Consider the following 16,116-nt stretch of genomic DNA (forward strand, 5'->3'; position numbering starts at 1 on the left):
AAGGGAAATTTCTGCACACCCCTGAATCATGCTTATAATTCTGGAATGAGCGTTTCAAACATATAATTGCTATCATGTGTGAAGCAAGTAAGGATTATAACCCGAGACGGGGGCGTCGATGCGACAGTCTGCAACCGCAAAGAAAATTATGTTATCTGCTGAGGCCCTGTTCGCAGAACAGGGTTTTGCTGAAACCACGATGCGAGAAATTACCAGTGCGGCTAAGGTGAACCTGGCTGCTGTTAATTATCATTTTGGTTCTAAAAAAGGGTTAATTACCGCGGTGGCTGAAAAATACCTCACTCCCTTGGTTTCTAATCTCAAAGAGGCGATTGAAGAGCGGTTATTGTTGGAAACGGATAAAACCATTCCGGCGGAAGAGTTGTTAGAAATTCTGATGCGTACTCTATTGAGGGTGGGTAAATCTAAGCAATTTGCCTTGCCGGTCTTCATGCGTTTACTTGAGCTAATCTACATGAAAAACCAGGCCGAATTGCGGGATGAGATGGTCAGTCGTTACCGCAGTTCATTCAGTTGCTTTGTCGATCTATTGCGTAAAGATTCGGCGGTGATGAGTGATGAAGAGTTTTTTTGGCGGCTGCACTTTTTGATGGGCTCGATTATCTTTACGCTGTCTAATTTCCAAACCTTGGTGGCGCTCGAAATGCGAGAGTTTGAACGTGCTGCTGAAGTTGAACGTACCCTACATCGAATGATCCCAGTGCTGGTGGCGGGTTTGCATGCACGTGCCGACCACACGCCGTTTTCACGTCTTTGATGGCGTTGATGGTACTGTGACTGCGATTATTATTTCAATTACCCGGCAGCGCCTTGAGCTATGGCGGGACTCATCCTGTATTGCTCGCTATTCAATCTCGACTGCATTGAATGGCCCCGGCGAGCAAAAGAATAGTGGCTGCACACCCCGTGGCAAGCATTTTATTCGCGCTAAGATTGGCGCAGAAAAACCGATCAACACCGTTTTTATAGGCCGCCGGCCTACCGGCGAGGTCTATTCCTCCGCGCTGGCTAAGCGTTATCCCGCACGAGACTGGATTCTTAGCCGTATTATCTGGCTTTGCGGCTGTGAAATAGGTCGCAATCGCCTCTCCAGCGTTGATACAATGCAGCGCTATATATACATTCACGGCACGCCGGATAGCGAACCGATGGGGCTACCCTTGTCCCATGGCTGCATCCGGATGCGCAATACTGATATTGTGGCGTTGTTTGAGCAAGTGAGTGTAGGTACCCGAGTTTTCATAGAAGAGTAAATTGCTAATGTCTGGAGCATTGATGCTGGACATCGCCGGCCTGAGTCTAACAGCAGAAGATAAAGCTTTGCTGCAAAATCCTCAGGTGGGTGGTCTTATTCTGTTTAGTCGTAATTATCAGTCCCCGCAACAACTGTCTGATTTGATTCAAGAGATTCGCGCCTGTGCGCCGCAAATTTTGATCGCCGTCGATCAGGAAGGTGGGCGTGTACAGCGTTTTCGTGAGGGCTTTATTCGTTTACCGCCGATGGCCTCGCTCGGGGCGCTGTATCAAACTGAGCCGGCTAGCGCCTGCCAGGCAGCGACGCAATTGGGCTGGCTGATGGCGGCAGAGTTGGTCGGTTATGGTGTTGATATCAGTTTTGCCCCAGTACTTGATCTTAATTTTGGTGTGAGCCAAGTGATTGGGGATCGGGCGTTTTCGGCCGATCCGGAAGAGGTTGCTGTGCTTGCGGGGGCCTTTATTCGCGGGATGCGTGACGCAGGCATGGCAGCGACGGGTAAACACTTTCCTGGTCATGGCTGGGTGGTGGCTGATTCACACCTCGAGATTCCGGTTGATGAACGTAGCTTAGCGGATATTGAGGCGCAAGATCTGATCCCCTTTGCGTGCTTGATGCAGCAAGGCTTGGAGGCGGTGATGCCTGCCCATGTTATCTACCGTCAAATTGATGAGCATCCTGCGGGCTTCTCGCCTTACTGGATCGGCCAGCGCTTGCGAGGGGAGATGGGGTTTGATGGGGTGGTGTTCAGTGATGATTTGACCATGGAAGGCGCTAGTGTTGCAGGTCGCTTTGAAGCGCGGGCTGAGCAAGCGCTGACAGCCGGCTGCGATATGTTGCTGGTGTGCAACAATCGTTCTGCTGCGCTACAGGTTTTGCATTATTTGGAAAGCATCGATCATCTTGGCTCGCCGCGGATTGAGCGGATGCTGGCGAAGCGCCAGATTGATCTTAATGATCTTCGCACCACTGAGCGCTGGCATCAGGCGGTGGCTTTAGCGAAGCAGTTAATCAGTATTCAATAAGCGTTTAGGAGTGACATGATGCAGGAGCAACTTGCTGATGTTTTTACACAGTTAGGCCTAGCAGGCTATAAAGATGCCTGGATATTTCAGGTGTTTGTGGTGGTGTTCATCACCATGTTGGCTAATTTTGTCTCTAATCGGCTGTTTCAGCGGTTGGAAACTCAGTTGGCTAAAACCCGTAATATTTGGGATGACATCTTACTGCATGCGGCGCGACGTCCTATCGCATTGCTAATCTGGGTGTTGGGGCTGAGTTTAGCCTTCGAGTTGACCGACCCAGAGACTGGCTCGGTGTTGGTCAAGCTTATTGAGCCGCTACGCAGAGGCTTAGTGATTGTGATGATCGCTTGGTTCCTGATCCGCTTTATTCGTCAGGCAGAAAGCGCCTTGGTCAGTGATGAAAAAGTCAAAAACCCGATGGATGAAACGACCGTGGGGGCCTTGGGTAAGTTGCTGCGACTGTCGATTATTATTACTGCCGTGCTGGTGGTATTACAGACCTTTGGTTATAGCATATCGGGGGTGTTGGCGTTCGGTGGTATCGGGGGCTTAGCGGTCGGTTTTGCGGCTAAAGACCTGCTGGCAAACTTCTTTGGCGGCCTGATGATCTATCTCGATCGCCCCTTTAAAGTAGGTGATTGGGTGCGTTCCCCGGATAAAGAAATTGAAGGCACGGTGGAGGATATTGGCTGGCGTCTCACCTGTATTCGAACCTTTGATAAGCGTCCTCTCTATGTGCCGAATGCGACTTTCGCCAGTATTTCGCTGGAGAACCCTTCGCGGATGAGCAATCGTCGAATCTATGAAAAGATCGGTCTGCGTTATGAGGATTCGGCTTTAATTAATGCGGTGGTTGATGATGTTCGAGATATGCTGCGTAACCATCCTGAAATCGATACGCAACAAACCTTGATTGTGAATCTCAATAGCTTTGCGCCTTATTCACTCGAATTTTTTATCTATACCTTTACTAAAACGACTAACTGGGTGCGTTTTCATGAGATCAAACAGGATGTCATGGGGAAAATTATTAGCATCGTGCATCAGCATGGGGCCGATTTTGCCTTTCCTACTCAGACGTTACATCTGGAAAGTGGCGAATCTCATCCGCTAGTCGATCGACCTGATGGTGTAACGCAGTGATCGTAGCGTGTTGGTTAAATTTTGCCCTGCAGGGCGTTGGAGATATGTGTGACTGCTGAACAAAATGAATTGGATAAGATCGCGACCTATGATGCGGAGCAGCGCTTCGATTATCTGATCAGTCGGGTTGTTGAAACGGGTGAACTGTGGATTTTGACTGACGAGCAGGGTAGTGTGATGCTCAATACCGACGATGAGGACTGTGTTCCGGTTTGGCCTGATCTTGCCTTTGCGGAGCAATGGGCTACCGGTGAGTGGTCAGATTGTGAGGCGATGCCGATCACACTTAAACAGTGGAATCATCGCTGGACACCGGGCCTCGAAGCAGACGGTTTTGCGGTGATCGTGTTTCCGTTAGCGGGCGAGGGTGAGGATGAAAACGGCTTGGTCGTGTGGCCTGAAGAGCTGGATATGATGCTCACTCGTGAAGTTAAGCGGGCACGCAAGAACAAATAAGCTCTGTTTCGGTTGAGAAAAAGGCTGATGTGTAACACATCAGCCTTTTTTTGTTTGTGCTATTGGCTGGAAGAGGTATTCGCAGCGGCATAGCGCTCAATAGATAGCGCTATTGGCCAACCCGCGTGATTCTCACTAGCATACCGAATAGTGGGTGATCGATGTAGTGCAGTTCATCACGACGCATCCGGCGGGCTGAGGCCATTTCAACCGTGAGAAAGTCTGGTACGGTGGTTTGAGTTAGATAGCGATTGCCGTTGCTGCTATCGCTGTCGGTCTCAATGGGGGCTTCAACCGGCGTGTCGACTGTTTTGGATGTGAGTAATAGTTGGCTTTCGGCGGGGCTTAATCGGCGGCTGTGAAAGAGGTCGCTGCGGAAATGCAGGTAGCGGCCCTTATCAACCGAGATATAACCATCGAGCTCATAGAGGCCATTGTCGAGAATGTCACCACCATTGATACGCACACGGTTCTGGTTTTTTACACTGCTAATTGGCTGTATCCAGGCTTCATGAAATAAGACGTGATAGGCTGCGCTGCGTCTTAGGCTGGCTTGTTTAGCGCTGAGAGAGAGGGATGATTTTGGCAAGCGGGTAAAATATCCGTTTGCTTGGCCGGCTTGATAGTAGCCAAGTGAGCGGCTAGGGAGCACGGGAATACTGTTAATCGCCGGCCAGATCTCATCATCGAGGGTGTCGGAGGTGAGATGACTAAACACCAAGACTTCGACCTTATAGTTGCTGGTAGCGGCCTGTGCCGTTGTGCTGTTTAACAGTATCAGTATCAGTGTCAGGGCCGTTATGATCCCTGAGGTGAGCTTGGTCATTATTAATTCCCGGTCAATTGCTGGAGTAGCTGTTCCACTGCCTTAAAGCGTTGCTCTATTTTATCCATCTTCATGGTGAACTTCAGCTGACTAGCGCCGCCAAACTGAAATTTTTGTGGTTGTTGCTGTACAAGTTGCACCAGTTTAAAAGGATCTACCTCTGTATCGGCTTCAAAGTCGATTCGGCCACCATTTTCGCCTGCATCGATTTTACAGATGCCGAGCTGTTCTGCATGAAGTTTGAGTAGTGTCTGCCGAAATAGATTTTTGGTTTGTTCCGGGAGGATGCCAAAGCGATCGATCATTTCGATCTGTAGCTCTTTTAGCTCGGTTTCATTTTTGCCATTAGCAATTCGCTTGTACATGATCAGGCGGCTATGCACATCGGGTAGATATTCGTCGGGAATCAGCGCGGGAACCCGAAGGTTGATTTCGACCCCGAGTTTTAGTGGTGCATCGAGGTTCGGTGTTTTGCCTTCGCGAATGGCGTCAACCGCCTGTTCTAGCATCTCCATATAGAGGGAGAAACCGATATTTTGAATCTGACCACTTTGACCTTCGCCGAGCAGTTCGCCGGTGCCTCGGATTTCCATATCATGGGTAGCGAGGGTGAAACCTGCACCGAGTTCATCGGCACTGGCGATGGCATCTAGGCGTTTGGCGGCATCGGTGGTCATCGCTTTGGGGTGAGGAGTCATCAGATAGGAATACGCCTGGTGATGAGAGCGGCCCACCCGGCCACGTAATTGATGCAGTTGCGCTAGGCCAAATTTATCGGCTCGGTCGATAATGATGGTGTTGGCATTGGGGACATCGATACCGGTTTCGATAATGGTGGTACAGACCAGAACGTTAAAACGTTTGTGATAAAAGTCGGACATCACTTGTTCAAGTTCACGTTCACGCATCTGGCCATGGCCAATGGCGACCCGGGCTTCTGGGATCATGGCACTAATTTCAGCGGCGGTTTGCTCGATATCTTTGACTTCGTTATGCAGGTAGTAAACCTGTCCACCCCGGAGTAACTCGCGCAAAATAGCTTCTTTCTTGAGTGCTTTGTCGGCTTGGCGGACAAAGGTTTTAACGGATAGGCGGCGCGCCGGGGGAGTGGCGATAATCGAAAGATCGCGGATGCCAGACATCGCCATGTTGAGTGTACGAGGGATCGGTGTGGCGGTTAGCGTAAGGATATCGACTTCAGAGCGCAGTGATTTTAAGCGTTCTTTCTGTTGCACGCCAAAGCGGTGCTCTTCATCGATAATCAGCAGGCCTAAATCACTGAATTTAATATCGCCCTGTAATAGTTTGTGGGTGCCGATGACGATATCGGTTTTACCCTGTTGCAGTGATTCGATGACCGCATTGCTCTCTTTGCCAGAGCGAAACCGGGATATCAACTCGACATTGACCGGCCAGTCGGCAAAGCGGTCACGGAAATTTTCATAATGTTGTTGTGCCAGTAGTGTTGTCGGCACCAATATTGCGACCTGTTTGTTGCTTTGTATAGCAATAAAAGCGGCGCGCATGGCCACTTCGGTTTTACCGAAACCAACATCGCCACACACCAGTCGGTCCATCGGTTGTGGCGACTGCATATCCTGTACCACTGCTTGGATGGCATTGGCTTGATCGACGGTTTCCTCAAAGGGGAAGGCGGCGCTGAAGCTGGCATAGTGCTCGTCAGGCGAATTGAATTGATGGCCTCGGCGGGCTGCACGACGGGCGTATATATCGAGTAATTCGGCGGCCGTGTCGCGAACCTTTTCAGCGGCTTTGCGGCGTGCTTTGCTCCACTGTTCGGTGCCCAAACGGTGGAGTGGGGCTAGCTCGTCACCCGCACCGGAATAGCGGCTAATGAGGTGCAACGATGTCACCGGTACATAGAGGTTGGCGTCGTTGGCGTATTCGAGTTTGAGAAATTCTGAGGTTTGTGAGTCCAGTTCTAAGGTGACCAGTCCACGGTAACGGCCAACCCCGTGATCGATATGAACCACCGGTGCGCCGAGATTGAGTTCGGTGAGATTTTTGATGATCTGGTCGGATTGTTCCTGCTCTTTCGAGCGCCGACGGCGCTGAAAAACCTGATGCCCGAATAGCTGTGTTTCGGTGATGAGGTGAAATTTCCCCGGTGCGCTGAGGCCCTGCTCTAGCGGGAAAATACAAATATTGATTGGGTAGCCATCGGAGAAAAACTGCGCAAGGCTGTCGACTTGATGGGGTTTGATATCGATCCGCCCGAGTAATTCAATTAAGGCTTCACGGCGACCGGCGGATTCTGCGCAAAACAGGACTTTGTCTTGGGTTTTGCTCAGGAAGTCTTCGACTGCAGCGAGTGGCTGAGTTGCCTGCGCCTTGACGGTCAGGGTGGGTGGCTCGACCAAAGAAAGGTTGTAGCGTCCCGACGTGGCTTTTGCTTGGGTTTTGTTTTGTTGTACTTGAATGCGTTGTCGCTGTTTTAAAATGCTGAACAGCTCGGTTGCCGGGGTAAAGAGTTTATCCGGCGCGAGAATGGGGCGTTCGATATCATAGCGGCGCTCTTCATAGCGCTCTTGAACATCTTGCCAGAACTGTTTGCAGTGATCTTCCAGATCTGTTTCCGCCAGAATCATGACATTTTGTGGTAAATAGTCGAAGATCGTTGCACATTGTTCGAAGAATAGCGGTAAATAGTATTCGATGCCCGGTGGTGTCATACCATCACTGATATCGCGATAAACGGTGCAGCGTTTATAGTCGACATCAAAGGTTTCTCGCCAGCGTTGTTTAAATAGGCTGATAGCCTTTTCATCGAAAGGAAATTCTTTAGCCGGTAAAACACGTATTTTATCGACTTTGTCGATCGAGCGCTGTGATTCGGGATCGAAGCTGCGCAGGGTGTCGACTTCATCGTCGAACAGTTCGATGCGGTAGGGCACGTCACTACCCATCGGGAAGATATCAATAATAGCGCCACGAATAGCAAACTCACCGTGGCCGTAAACGGTTTCACTGAGTTGATAGCCTGCATCCGTCAATTTATGGCGCATCTCGTCGAGATTGAAGGGCTGGCCCTGATCAAGGATGAGTGCATTGCCATCGAGAAACTGTTGCGGCGCAACGCGATGCATCAAGGTGCTGGCGGGAATAATAATCACGCCACGTTGAAGCTGTGGTAGCTTGAATAAGGTGTTGAGGCGCTCTGAAATAATGTCTTGGTGAGGAGAGAAGCTATCGTAGGGCAGGGTTTCCCAGTCGGAGAAAACCATGCATTCAAGACTGTTATTGCTATAGAAACGGATCTCGGACTGCAGTCGGCTAGCGCTATCGCTGTCGTTGGTAATGCAGAGTATCAAGCCCGAATGTTGTTGGGCGATTTCGGTGGTCAGTAGGCCGCGGCCGCTACCGGACAGGTTGCCTATCCGGCGGATATCGCCTGAGGATTGGGGTAGTTGATATTCTTCTTTAAACACTTAAGGCTAACTCCATTAGGCTGATGTGGGTGTCTGTTAAGAATAAAGACGGCAACAGCAGCGTACTGATCAGGCCGCATATCTTACGGCGCGTGGGGCAAAAGTACACCCCATAGGGCGCAATATATGGCTGTCCTTATTGGGTGTGTTTTTGTCTGAAAGCGATGATTTTATGGCATTAAAGAGTAATCTAACCCTAAAGTGTAGTGTTTCCGATTTGCTCATAGGGGGTTAAAAGAGGATAATCCGCTCCAGCAAAATTGACTGCTATTAAGACTACTACCTTTTTGGAGTGAGCCGTGAGCCAAGATAAAGTGTTAGCTGACTGGAAAGGTCGCGAAGCATTAGCTGAAGAGATGATCCCTCTTGTTGGGCGTCTGTATCGTGACAAGCATGTTGAGACGTCCGTGTATGGTCGCCTTATCGTTAAACGTTCTGTTGTTGATGTGATTAAAGCCCATCGCTACGTACGCCAGCTTGAAGATCAGGAATTGTCAGTCCATGACACCTTCCCTGTTTTGAAAGCGCTGGATAAACTTGATGTTAAGCGTGCCCACGTTGATATCGGGAAGTTGGCCGTTAAGTTCCGTGAAGAAGCTAATGGCGCGTCCATTGAAGACTTCCTGGCAGCTGAGTTGGCTCCGGCAATTGATGGTGCTGCATCTGAACCGACTGATGTCGTTCTCTATGGTTTCGGTCGTATCGGTCGACTGCTGGCGCGGTTGCTGATTGAGCGTACCGGCGGTGGTCAGTCTCTGCGTTTACGTGCGATTGTTGTGCGTAAGGGTAAAGCGTCTAACGATTTAGAAAAACGTGCTAGCCTGCTGCGCCGTGATTCTGTACACGGTTCATTCCGCGGTACTATTCAGGTTGATGAAGAAGAGCAAGCGATTATTGCTAATGGTAACCTGATCAAAGTCATCTATTCTGATGGTCCTGATCAAGTTGATTACACGCAATACGGTATCGATAACGCACTGGTATTGGATAATACGGGTATTTGGCGTGATGAAGCTGGCCTATCGTTGCACCTGAAATCAAAAGGTGTTGCTAAGGTTGCGCTGACAGCACCGGGTAAAGGTATTAAGAATATTGTTATGGGTGTTAACCATGGCGATATCGATGACAGTGATAAAATTCTGTCAGCGGCTTCTTGTACTACCAATGCGATTTCACCTGTCCTGAAAGCGATGGATGCTAAGTATGGCGTGACCAATGGTCATGTTGAAACTGTCCATGCTTACACCAATGACCAAAACCTGATTGATAACTATCATAAAGGTGATCGTCGTGGTCGTGCGGCGGGTCTGAACATGGTTATTACTGAAACAGGTGCGGCTAAAGCGGTATCTAAAGCGCTGCCTCAGTTAGAAGGTAAGTTAACCGGTAATGCGATTCGTGTACCGACGCCAAACGTGTCGATGGCTATCCTGAATCTTAACCTGGATACGGCCACTGACAAAGAGGAACTGAATAGCTACTTGCGTGATATGGCGTTGCACTCACCTTTGCAGAAGCAGATCGACTACAGCAACTCTCCTGAAGCCGTGTCATCTGACTTTGTTGGTTCTCGTGCCGCCGGTGTTGTTGATGCCTTGGCGACTATTGCTGAAGGTAACCGTTGCGTACTTTATGTTTGGTATGACAATGAGTTCGGTTATAGCTGTCAGGTGATCCGTATGGCTCAGCGTATGGCTAAATGTACTCTGCCTGCGTTCCCTAAAGCTAAGGTCTAACAGTACTTTAGTGGCTTAAAAAACCGCCCTAAGAGGCGGTTTTTTATTGGGTTTTTATTTATATTCATAAAAATTATATTCTTAGATCTTAATGATCTATCAATGTTTTGCGAATAATGACCTAAAAGGCCCCTTTAATGGTCGCTCTTGTAGAAAAATTACCTCCCGATCTTTATACTTAACCGGTTTTTGGGTTGGGGTTATCCCGTCCGTGGTAGAGTTATTGCTTTGTTTTTGCGACATCAGGGGACAATGTTGCAGAGTCGGAGGCATAGTGCTCTGCAGGGGGGGATCCTGAAAAAATTATAATAGAAATTGGGTGAGGCGGATGATCAAGATCAAACAGGGTCTAGATCTACCTATAACAGGCACACCAGAGCAGACTGTTTCGGCAGCTGTTGAGGTTAAGTCTGTCGCCGTGATCGGCTTCGATTATCCAGGCATGAAGCCTACGATGCGGGTCAAGGTGGGAGATCGAGTAAAACTCGGTCAAGTGATCTTTTCCGATAAGAAAACGGAAGGTGTTGATTTTACAGCACCAGCTGCGGGAGTGATCAAAGAGATCAACCGCGGTGATAGACGTGTTCTTCAATCGGTTGTTGTTGAAATAGATGGTAATGAGGCGGAGCAATTCGCAAAGTATGAAGCAGCTCAGTTGTCTTCCTTGACAGCTGAACAAGTACAGGAAAACCTCGTTAAATCGGGTGCCTGGACTGCTTTGCGGACACGTCCATTTAGCAAAGTTCCACAGCCAGGCACTCAGCCTGCGTCGATCTTTGTGACAGCCATAGATACTAATCCATTGGCGGCTGATCCAGCCGTTGTGGTGGCTGAACAGAAAGAGGCGTTTGTTAACGGTTTAACGGTATTAACCCGTTTGACTGAAGGTAAGGTCTTTCTGTGTAAAGCCGCAGGCGCTGATCTGCCAACGGCAGCAGGCGTGACGGTTGAAGAGTTTGCCGGCAAACATCCAGCCGGTAATGCCGGTACACATATCCACTTTTTGGATCCTGTATCAGCGAATAAAACCGTTTGGACGGTGGGCTACCAAGACGTTATTGCTTTTGGTCAGCTGTTTACCACGGGTGAGCTGTATACCGATCGTGTTGTTGCGGTAGGTGGGCCTCAGGTTAGCAAGCCAACACTGTTACGTACTCGCTTAGGGGCTAGCCTCGATGATTTATTAGCTGGGCGTACAGAAGGCAATCATAACCGTGTTATTAGCGGTTCTGTCTGGAATGGTCGTCGTGCCGAAGGGCCGTTGGCTTATCTGACACGTTATGCCACGCAGGTTTCCGTACTAGAAGAGGGTGATCAGCGCGAACTGTTAGGCTGGATTAAACCGGGCGCTAACAAGTTCTCTGTGCTGAATATGTTTGCTTCTGTACTGAGTCCGTCTAAGAAGTTTGACTTCACCACGACGACGAACGGTTCTGAGCGAGCCATGGTGCCTGTGGGTCAGTTTGAACGACTGATGCCGTTAGATATTCTTCCTACGCAGTTATTGCGTGCTCTCGTCACCGGTGATGTCGTTCATGCGATGGAATTGGGTTGCCTCGAGTTAGATGAAGAAGACCTCGCGCTATGCACATTTGCCTGTCCAGGCAAGTATGAGTATGGCCAGATCCTTCGCTCCAATCTGGCGCGCATAGAGAAAGAGGCCTGATCATGAGCTTAAGAAATATTCTCGATAAAATGGAGCCGCATTTCCATAAAGGCGGCAAATATGAAAACTGGTATGCGCTATATGAAGCGGCAGATACTATTTTTTATACTCCGGGTCATGTAACAAAGGCCGCTGCACATGTTCGTGATGCAGTTGACCTGAAACGGATCATGATTCTTGTCTGGATGTGTACTTTCCCAGCCGTATTCTTTGGCTTGTACAATGTGGGCTTTCAGGCAAACACTGCCATGGCGGCGATGGGTATTACTGAGCCATCAAGCTGGCAGGGCGGTCTTGCTGCGCTGTTTACCGGGTTTAACCCCGATAGCTTGTGGGACAATCTTATCCACGGTGCGATGTACTGGTTACCGATCTATCTGACAACCTTTGTTGTTGGTGGTTTCTGGGAAGTTTTGTTCGCGATGAAGCGTGGTCATGAAGTTAACGAAGGTTTCTTTGTTACTTCTATCCTGTTTGCGCTGATTTTGCCGCCAACTATCCCTTTATGGCAGGTTGCGCTCGGTATCAGTTTCGGTGTTGTGATTGGTAAAGAAGTTTTCGGTGGAACCGGTAAAAACTTCCTTAACCCAGCACTGACAGGTCGTGCCTTCTTGTTCTTTGCTTATCCGGCACAGATGTCAGGGGATGCAATCTGGACGGCCGTTGATGGCTTCTCGGGTGCTACGCCTCTGGGCTTGGCTGCTGCGGGTGGTGTCGATGCTATTCTGGCGCACAACATTACTTGGTTTGATGCCTTTATCGGTAACATTCAGGGTTCTGTTGGTGAAGTATCTACCTTTGCGATTGCCTTGGGTGGCCTCGTGTTGCTGTTTGCTAAAATCGCTGCTTGGCGGATTGTTGCTGGTGTGTTCTTGGGCATGACCGTTATGGCAACCTTGCTGAACCTGATAGGTTCTGACACTAATGCGATGTTCTCGCTGCCGTTCTACTGGCATTTGGTGCTGGGTGGTTTCGCGTTCGGTATGTTCTTTATGGCAACCGATCCGATCTCAGCGTCTATGACCAATACGGGTAAGTGGTACTTCGGTGCTCTGATCGGGGTGATGGTTGTTCTGATCCGTGTAGTTAACCCAGCGTTCCCTGAGGGAATGATGCTGGCGATTCTGTTCGGTAACCTGTTTGCACCACTGATCGATAACTTTGTCGTGCAGGCGAACATCAAACGGAGGGCGATGCGACATGTCAGCGAGTAAAGATTCTATCGGTAGAACGCTTACCGTAGCTGTTTTGTTGTGTGTGGTCTGCTCTGTGGTTGTATCAGCAGCAGCCGTGCTGTTAAAGCCAAAACAGATTGCAAATAAGAACCTTGACCGTCAAACGAATATTCTGGCTGCGGCCGGTATAGCGACCGATGGCAAGGATGTTCAGGCGTTGTTTGATGAACTGATCGAAAAACGCTTTGTTGATCTGCGCACCGGTAAATATACCGATGTTGCTGATCCTGACCGTTATGATGCGCGTAAAGCCGCTAAAGAAGCGGACACGGGTATTAAGCTAAGTCGTGAGAATGATATTGCTTCGATCAAGGTACAGGCGAAGGTTATGCCGGTGTATCTGGTTAAGAGCGATGCGCCTCAGGGCTTCGATAAGATGATCCTTCCCGTTCATGGATATGGTCTCTGGTCTACGCTGTATGGCTTCCTAGCACTGGAATCCGACTTGAACACGGTAGTTGGTTTAGGGTTTTATTCCCATGCGGAAACCCCTGGGCTGGGTGGTGAAGTCGATAATCCTAACTGGAAAGCGCTGTGGCCTGGTAAGCAGGTTTACACTGCTGACTCTATGAAGCCGGTTCTGGGATTGATTAAAGGTAGTGTTGATCAAGCTTCAGCGGATGCTAAATATCAGATTGATGGGCTTTCCGGTGCGACGCTGACCAGCCGTGGTGTCACTAACCTGGTTCACTTCTGGATGGGTGAAAATGGTTATGCACCATTTCTGTCAAATCTGAAAGCAGGGGGGGCGTAAATTATGTCTCAAGTTAAAGATGTCCTATTAGGACCGATTTTTAACAACAACCCGATCGGGCTGCAGATTCTCGGTATTTGTTCCGCACTGGCGGTAACATCTAACTTAGGGACTGCCTGTGTAATGGCGTTGGCTGTAACGGTTGTTACTGCCTTTTCCAACATGTTTATCTCAATTATCCGTAATCAGATACCCGGTAGTATTCGGATTATCTGTCAGATGGCGATTATCGCCTCTTTGGTTATTGTGGTAGACCAAATCCTGAAAGCCTATGCTTACGAAATTTCTAAGCAGCTCTCAGTCTTTGTTGGTTTGATCATTACTAACTGTATCGTTATGGGTCGTGCTGAAGCGTTTGCGATGAAAAACCCACCTGGGATCTCTTTCTTAGATGGTATCGGTAACGGCTTAGGCTATGGTGTTGTGTTGCTGTTTGTTGGTTTCATTCGTGAGCTGTTCGGCGCAGGTAAACTGTTTGGTATTGAAATTCTACCGCTGATCACTGATGGTGGTTGGTACCAAGCAAATGGTCTGTTGTTATTGCCACCAAGCGCATTCTTCATTATCGGTATGTTTATTTGGTTAGTACGTACCTTTAAGAAGGATCAGGTTGAAGCACCTGAGTTTGAACTGGCGAAGAACACTCAGAAGGAGGCTGCGTAATGGAACAGTATATCAGCCTTGCGGTTAAGGCGATCTTTGTTGAAAACATGGCGTTGGCATTCTTTTTGGGAATGTGTACGTTCTTGGCTATTTCAAAGAAGGTTCAGACCGCGATCGGTTTGGGGATTGCAGTTATCGTTGTATTGGCGATCACGACCCCAATTAACAACCTGATCTTCAATTTGTTGTTGCGTGAAGGGGCGCTGGCTTGGGCCGGTTATCCTGATGTTGATCTGAGCTTTTTGGGTTATATCTCCTATATCGGTGTTATCGCTGCGATCGTACAAATCTTGGAAATGTTCCTCGATAAGTATGTTCCCGCGTTGTACAACGCATTGGGCGTATTTCTGCCGTTGATCACCGTAAACTGCGCCATCATGGGTGCTGCACTGTTCATGGTTGAACGTGACTACACCTTTGGTGAATCTGTTGTTTATGGTACCGGTGCGGGTGTTGGTTGGGCGTTGGCAATTGCTACCCTGGCCGGTATTCGTGAAAAACTTAAATACAGCGACGTACCGGAAGGTTTACGTGGCCTGGGCATTACCTTCATTACCGTTGGTTTGATGTCTCTGGGTTTCATGTCTTTTTCCGGCGTGCAGCTGTAATTGCTGTCGCATGATCAACTAAAGAAGGATTAAGCTAATGAATGCAGAAATCGTTCTCGGCGTTGTCATGTTTACCGCGGTGGTGCTTGCACTGGTCGCGGTAATTCTGGCAGCCCGTTCTAAATTAGTAAGCAGTGGTGATGTAACCATTACCATTAATGATGACCCGGACAAGAGCGTGACTGTTCCTGCCGGAGATAAGCTGCTACAAACGTTGTCCAATGCAGGGATCTTTGTACCCTCTGCCTGTGGCGGCGGTGGTACTTGCGCTCAGTGTAAGTGCCAGGTGTTAGATGGTGGCGGTTCTATGCTGCCAACGGAAGAGTCTCACTTCACTATGCGCGAAGCTAAAGAAGGCTGGCGCTTGTCATGTCAGGTTGCGGTTAAGCAGGACATGAAAATTGAGCTCGAAGATGAAATCTTTGGGGTTAAGAAGTGGGAATGTACCGTTGAGTCTAACCCTAACGTAGCGACCTTTATCAAAGAGCTGACACTGCGTCTGCCCGAAGGCGAGAATGTTGACTTCCGCGCCGGTGGTTATGTGCAGCTTGAATGTCCTCCTCATGAAGTTCACTACAAGGACTTCGATATTGAAGAGGAATACCGAGGTGACTGGGATAAGTTTGATCAATGGCGTTTTGTGTCGAAAGTGGATGAAACCACCATTCGTGCATACTCTATGGCCAACTACCCAGAAGAACGTGGGGTGGTTAAATTTAACATCCGTATCGCTTCTCCACCTCCAGGTACTGATTACCCACCGGGCAAGATGTCTTCGTTTGTGTTTGGTCTGAAGCCTGGCGACAAGATCACAGTTTACGGGCCATTTGGTGAGTTCTTTGCCAAAGATACCGATAACGAAATGGTCTTTATCGGTGGTGGTGCAGGTATGGCGCCAATGCGGTCACATATCTTTGATCAGCTGAAACGTTTGAACTCGAAGCGTAAAATTTCATTCTGGTATGGTGCTCGCTCTCTGCGTGAGTGTTTCTACAATGAAGAGTACGATAAGCTTCAGGAAGAAAATGATAATTTCAGCTGGCATCTAGCACTGTCTGATCCGCAGCCAGAAGATAACTGGGAAGGTAAAACCGGCTTCATCCACAATGTCTTGTACGAAAACTATCTGAAGGATCACGATGCGCCTGAAGACTGTGAGTACTACATGTGTGGACCTCCGATGATGAACGCAGCGGTTATCCAGATGTTGGTTGATCTGGGTGTTGAGCGTGAAAACATCTTCCTTGATGACTTCGGTGGCTGATTAACAGATGTCTGA

The 16,116-nt window shown here is 48.9% G+C and carries 14 protein-coding genes; 12 read left to right on the plus strand and 2 right to left on the minus strand.

Features of this window, described 5'->3' with window-relative positions; translation table 11 throughout:
- The first annotated feature begins 118 nt into the window (after positions 1-118).
- From ACN0T0_RS02240 to ACN0T0_RS02260, 5 genes are read left to right on the plus strand one after another with little or no spacing between them, the layout of a single operon-like run.
- Complete coding sequence (locus tag ACN0T0_RS02240) at positions 119-778, plus strand: TetR/AcrR family transcriptional regulator (RefSeq protein ID WP_417222747.1); 660 nt, start codon at positions 119-121, stop codon at positions 776-778.
- Positions 747-1,274 (plus strand): L,D-transpeptidase family protein, encoded by a 528-nt coding sequence (locus ACN0T0_RS02245; RefSeq protein WP_417222749.1) that lies wholly within the window; start codon positions 747-749, stop codon positions 1,272-1,274. The genes ACN0T0_RS02240 and ACN0T0_RS02245 overlap by 32 nt, the downstream gene beginning before the upstream one ends.
- Before the next feature lie 7 nt (positions 1,275-1,281).
- On the plus strand, positions 1,282-2,301 hold the full coding sequence (nagZ, locus tag ACN0T0_RS02250) for a beta-N-acetylhexosaminidase (protein WP_417222751.1): 1,020 nt from the start codon (positions 1,282-1,284) through the stop codon (positions 2,299-2,301).
- 18 nt (positions 2,302-2,319) lie between these two features.
- Positions 2,320-3,444, plus strand: a complete 1,125-nt coding sequence (locus ACN0T0_RS02255) for a mechanosensitive ion channel family protein (RefSeq protein ID WP_417222754.1) — start codon at positions 2,320-2,322, stop codon at positions 3,442-3,444.
- 48 nt (positions 3,445-3,492) lie between these two features.
- Complete coding sequence (locus tag ACN0T0_RS02260) at positions 3,493-3,900, plus strand: DUF2750 domain-containing protein (protein ID WP_417222756.1); 408 nt, start codon at positions 3,493-3,495, stop codon at positions 3,898-3,900.
- Between the two features lie 109 nt (positions 3,901-4,009).
- Here the strand turns inward: ACN0T0_RS02260 and ACN0T0_RS02265 are convergent, their stop codons facing one another.
- Both ACN0T0_RS02265 and mfd read right to left on the minus strand, forming a co-directional pair.
- The gene (locus ACN0T0_RS02265) at positions 4,010-4,726 is read right to left on the minus strand and encodes a CsiV family protein (RefSeq protein WP_417222759.1); all 717 of its coding nucleotides are present in this window, start codon (positions 4,724-4,726) and stop codon (positions 4,010-4,012) included.
- A 2-nt stretch (positions 4,727-4,728) separates the two neighbouring features.
- Complete coding sequence (mfd, locus tag ACN0T0_RS02270) at positions 4,729-8,175, minus strand: transcription-repair coupling factor (protein WP_417222761.1); 3,447 nt, start codon at positions 8,173-8,175, stop codon at positions 4,729-4,731.
- A gap of 299 nt (positions 8,176-8,474) precedes the next feature.
- On the opposite strand from mfd, the gene ACN0T0_RS02275 reads away from it, so the two are divergent.
- The 7 genes from ACN0T0_RS02275 (at position 8,475) to nqrF (ending at position 16,101) form a co-directional block, all read left to right on the plus strand.
- Positions 8,475-9,911 carry a glyceraldehyde-3-phosphate dehydrogenase gene (locus ACN0T0_RS02275; protein ID WP_417222763.1) on the plus strand — a complete coding sequence of 479 codons (1,437 nt, stop codon included), beginning with the start codon at positions 8,475-8,477 and terminating at the stop codon, positions 9,909-9,911.
- Between the two features lie 328 nt (positions 9,912-10,239).
- Positions 10,240-11,577: a Na(+)-translocating NADH-quinone reductase subunit A gene (locus ACN0T0_RS02280; RefSeq protein ID WP_417222766.1), complete on the plus strand. Its 1,338-nt coding sequence runs from the start codon at positions 10,240-10,242 to the stop codon at positions 11,575-11,577.
- 2 nt (positions 11,578-11,579) lie between these two features.
- Complete coding sequence (locus ACN0T0_RS02285; protein WP_417222768.1) at positions 11,580-12,791, plus strand: NADH:ubiquinone reductase (Na(+)-transporting) subunit B; 1,212 nt, start codon at positions 11,580-11,582, stop codon at positions 12,789-12,791.
- On the plus strand, positions 12,778-13,566 hold the full coding sequence (locus ACN0T0_RS02290; RefSeq protein ID WP_417222771.1) for a Na(+)-translocating NADH-quinone reductase subunit C: 789 nt from the start codon (positions 12,778-12,780) through the stop codon (positions 13,564-13,566). The genes ACN0T0_RS02285 and ACN0T0_RS02290 overlap by 14 nt, the downstream gene beginning before the upstream one ends.
- A 3-nt stretch (positions 13,567-13,569) precedes the next feature.
- Positions 13,570-14,229: an NADH:ubiquinone reductase (Na(+)-transporting) subunit D gene (locus ACN0T0_RS02295; protein WP_417222774.1), complete on the plus strand. Its 660-nt coding sequence runs from the start codon at positions 13,570-13,572 to the stop codon at positions 14,227-14,229.
- Complete coding sequence (nqrE, locus tag ACN0T0_RS02300) at positions 14,229-14,837, plus strand: NADH:ubiquinone reductase (Na(+)-transporting) subunit E (RefSeq protein WP_417222776.1); 609 nt, start codon at positions 14,229-14,231, stop codon at positions 14,835-14,837. Before ACN0T0_RS02295 ends, nqrE begins: the two co-directional genes overlap by 1 nt.
- A 37-nt stretch (positions 14,838-14,874) precedes the next feature.
- Complete coding sequence (nqrF, locus tag ACN0T0_RS02305; protein WP_417222779.1) at positions 14,875-16,101, plus strand: NADH:ubiquinone reductase (Na(+)-transporting) subunit F; 1,227 nt, start codon at positions 14,875-14,877, stop codon at positions 16,099-16,101.
- The last annotated feature ends 15 nt before the right edge of the window (positions 16,102-16,116 follow it).

Source organism: Amphritea sp. (assembly GCF_048266285.1).
Lineage (GTDB): Bacteria > Pseudomonadota > Gammaproteobacteria > Pseudomonadales > Balneatricaceae > Amphritea.

Bases quoted from the DNA above. Each gene is read 5' to 3' on its own strand.
- ACN0T0_RS02265 (WP_417222759.1), bottom strand. From the start codon at position 4,726: ATGACCAAGCTCACCTCAGGGATCATAACGGCCCTGACACTGATACTG.
- ACN0T0_RS02240 (WP_417222747.1), top strand. From the start codon at position 119: ATGCGACAGTCTGCAACCGCAAAGAAAATTATGTTATCTGCTGAGGCC.
- nagZ (WP_417222751.1), top strand. From the start codon at position 1,282: ATGTCTGGAGCATTGATGCTGGACATCGCCGGCCTGAGTCTAACAGCA.
- nqrE (WP_417222776.1), top strand. From the start codon at position 14,229: ATGGAACAGTATATCAGCCTTGCGGTTAAGGCGATCTTTGTTGAAAAC.
- ACN0T0_RS02280 (WP_417222766.1), top strand. From the start codon at position 10,240: ATGATCAAGATCAAACAGGGTCTAGATCTACCTATAACAGGCACACCA.
- nqrF (WP_417222779.1), top strand. From the start codon at position 14,875: ATGAATGCAGAAATCGTTCTCGGCGTTGTCATGTTTACCGCGGTGGTG.
- ACN0T0_RS02295 (WP_417222774.1), top strand. From the start codon at position 13,570: ATGTCTCAAGTTAAAGATGTCCTATTAGGACCGATTTTTAACAACAAC.
- ACN0T0_RS02285 (WP_417222768.1), top strand. From the start codon at position 11,580: ATGAGCTTAAGAAATATTCTCGATAAAATGGAGCCGCATTTCCATAAA.
- ACN0T0_RS02290 (WP_417222771.1), top strand. From the start codon at position 12,778: ATGTCAGCGAGTAAAGATTCTATCGGTAGAACGCTTACCGTAGCTGTT.
- ACN0T0_RS02255 (WP_417222754.1), top strand. From the start codon at position 2,320: ATGCAGGAGCAACTTGCTGATGTTTTTACACAGTTAGGCCTAGCAGGC.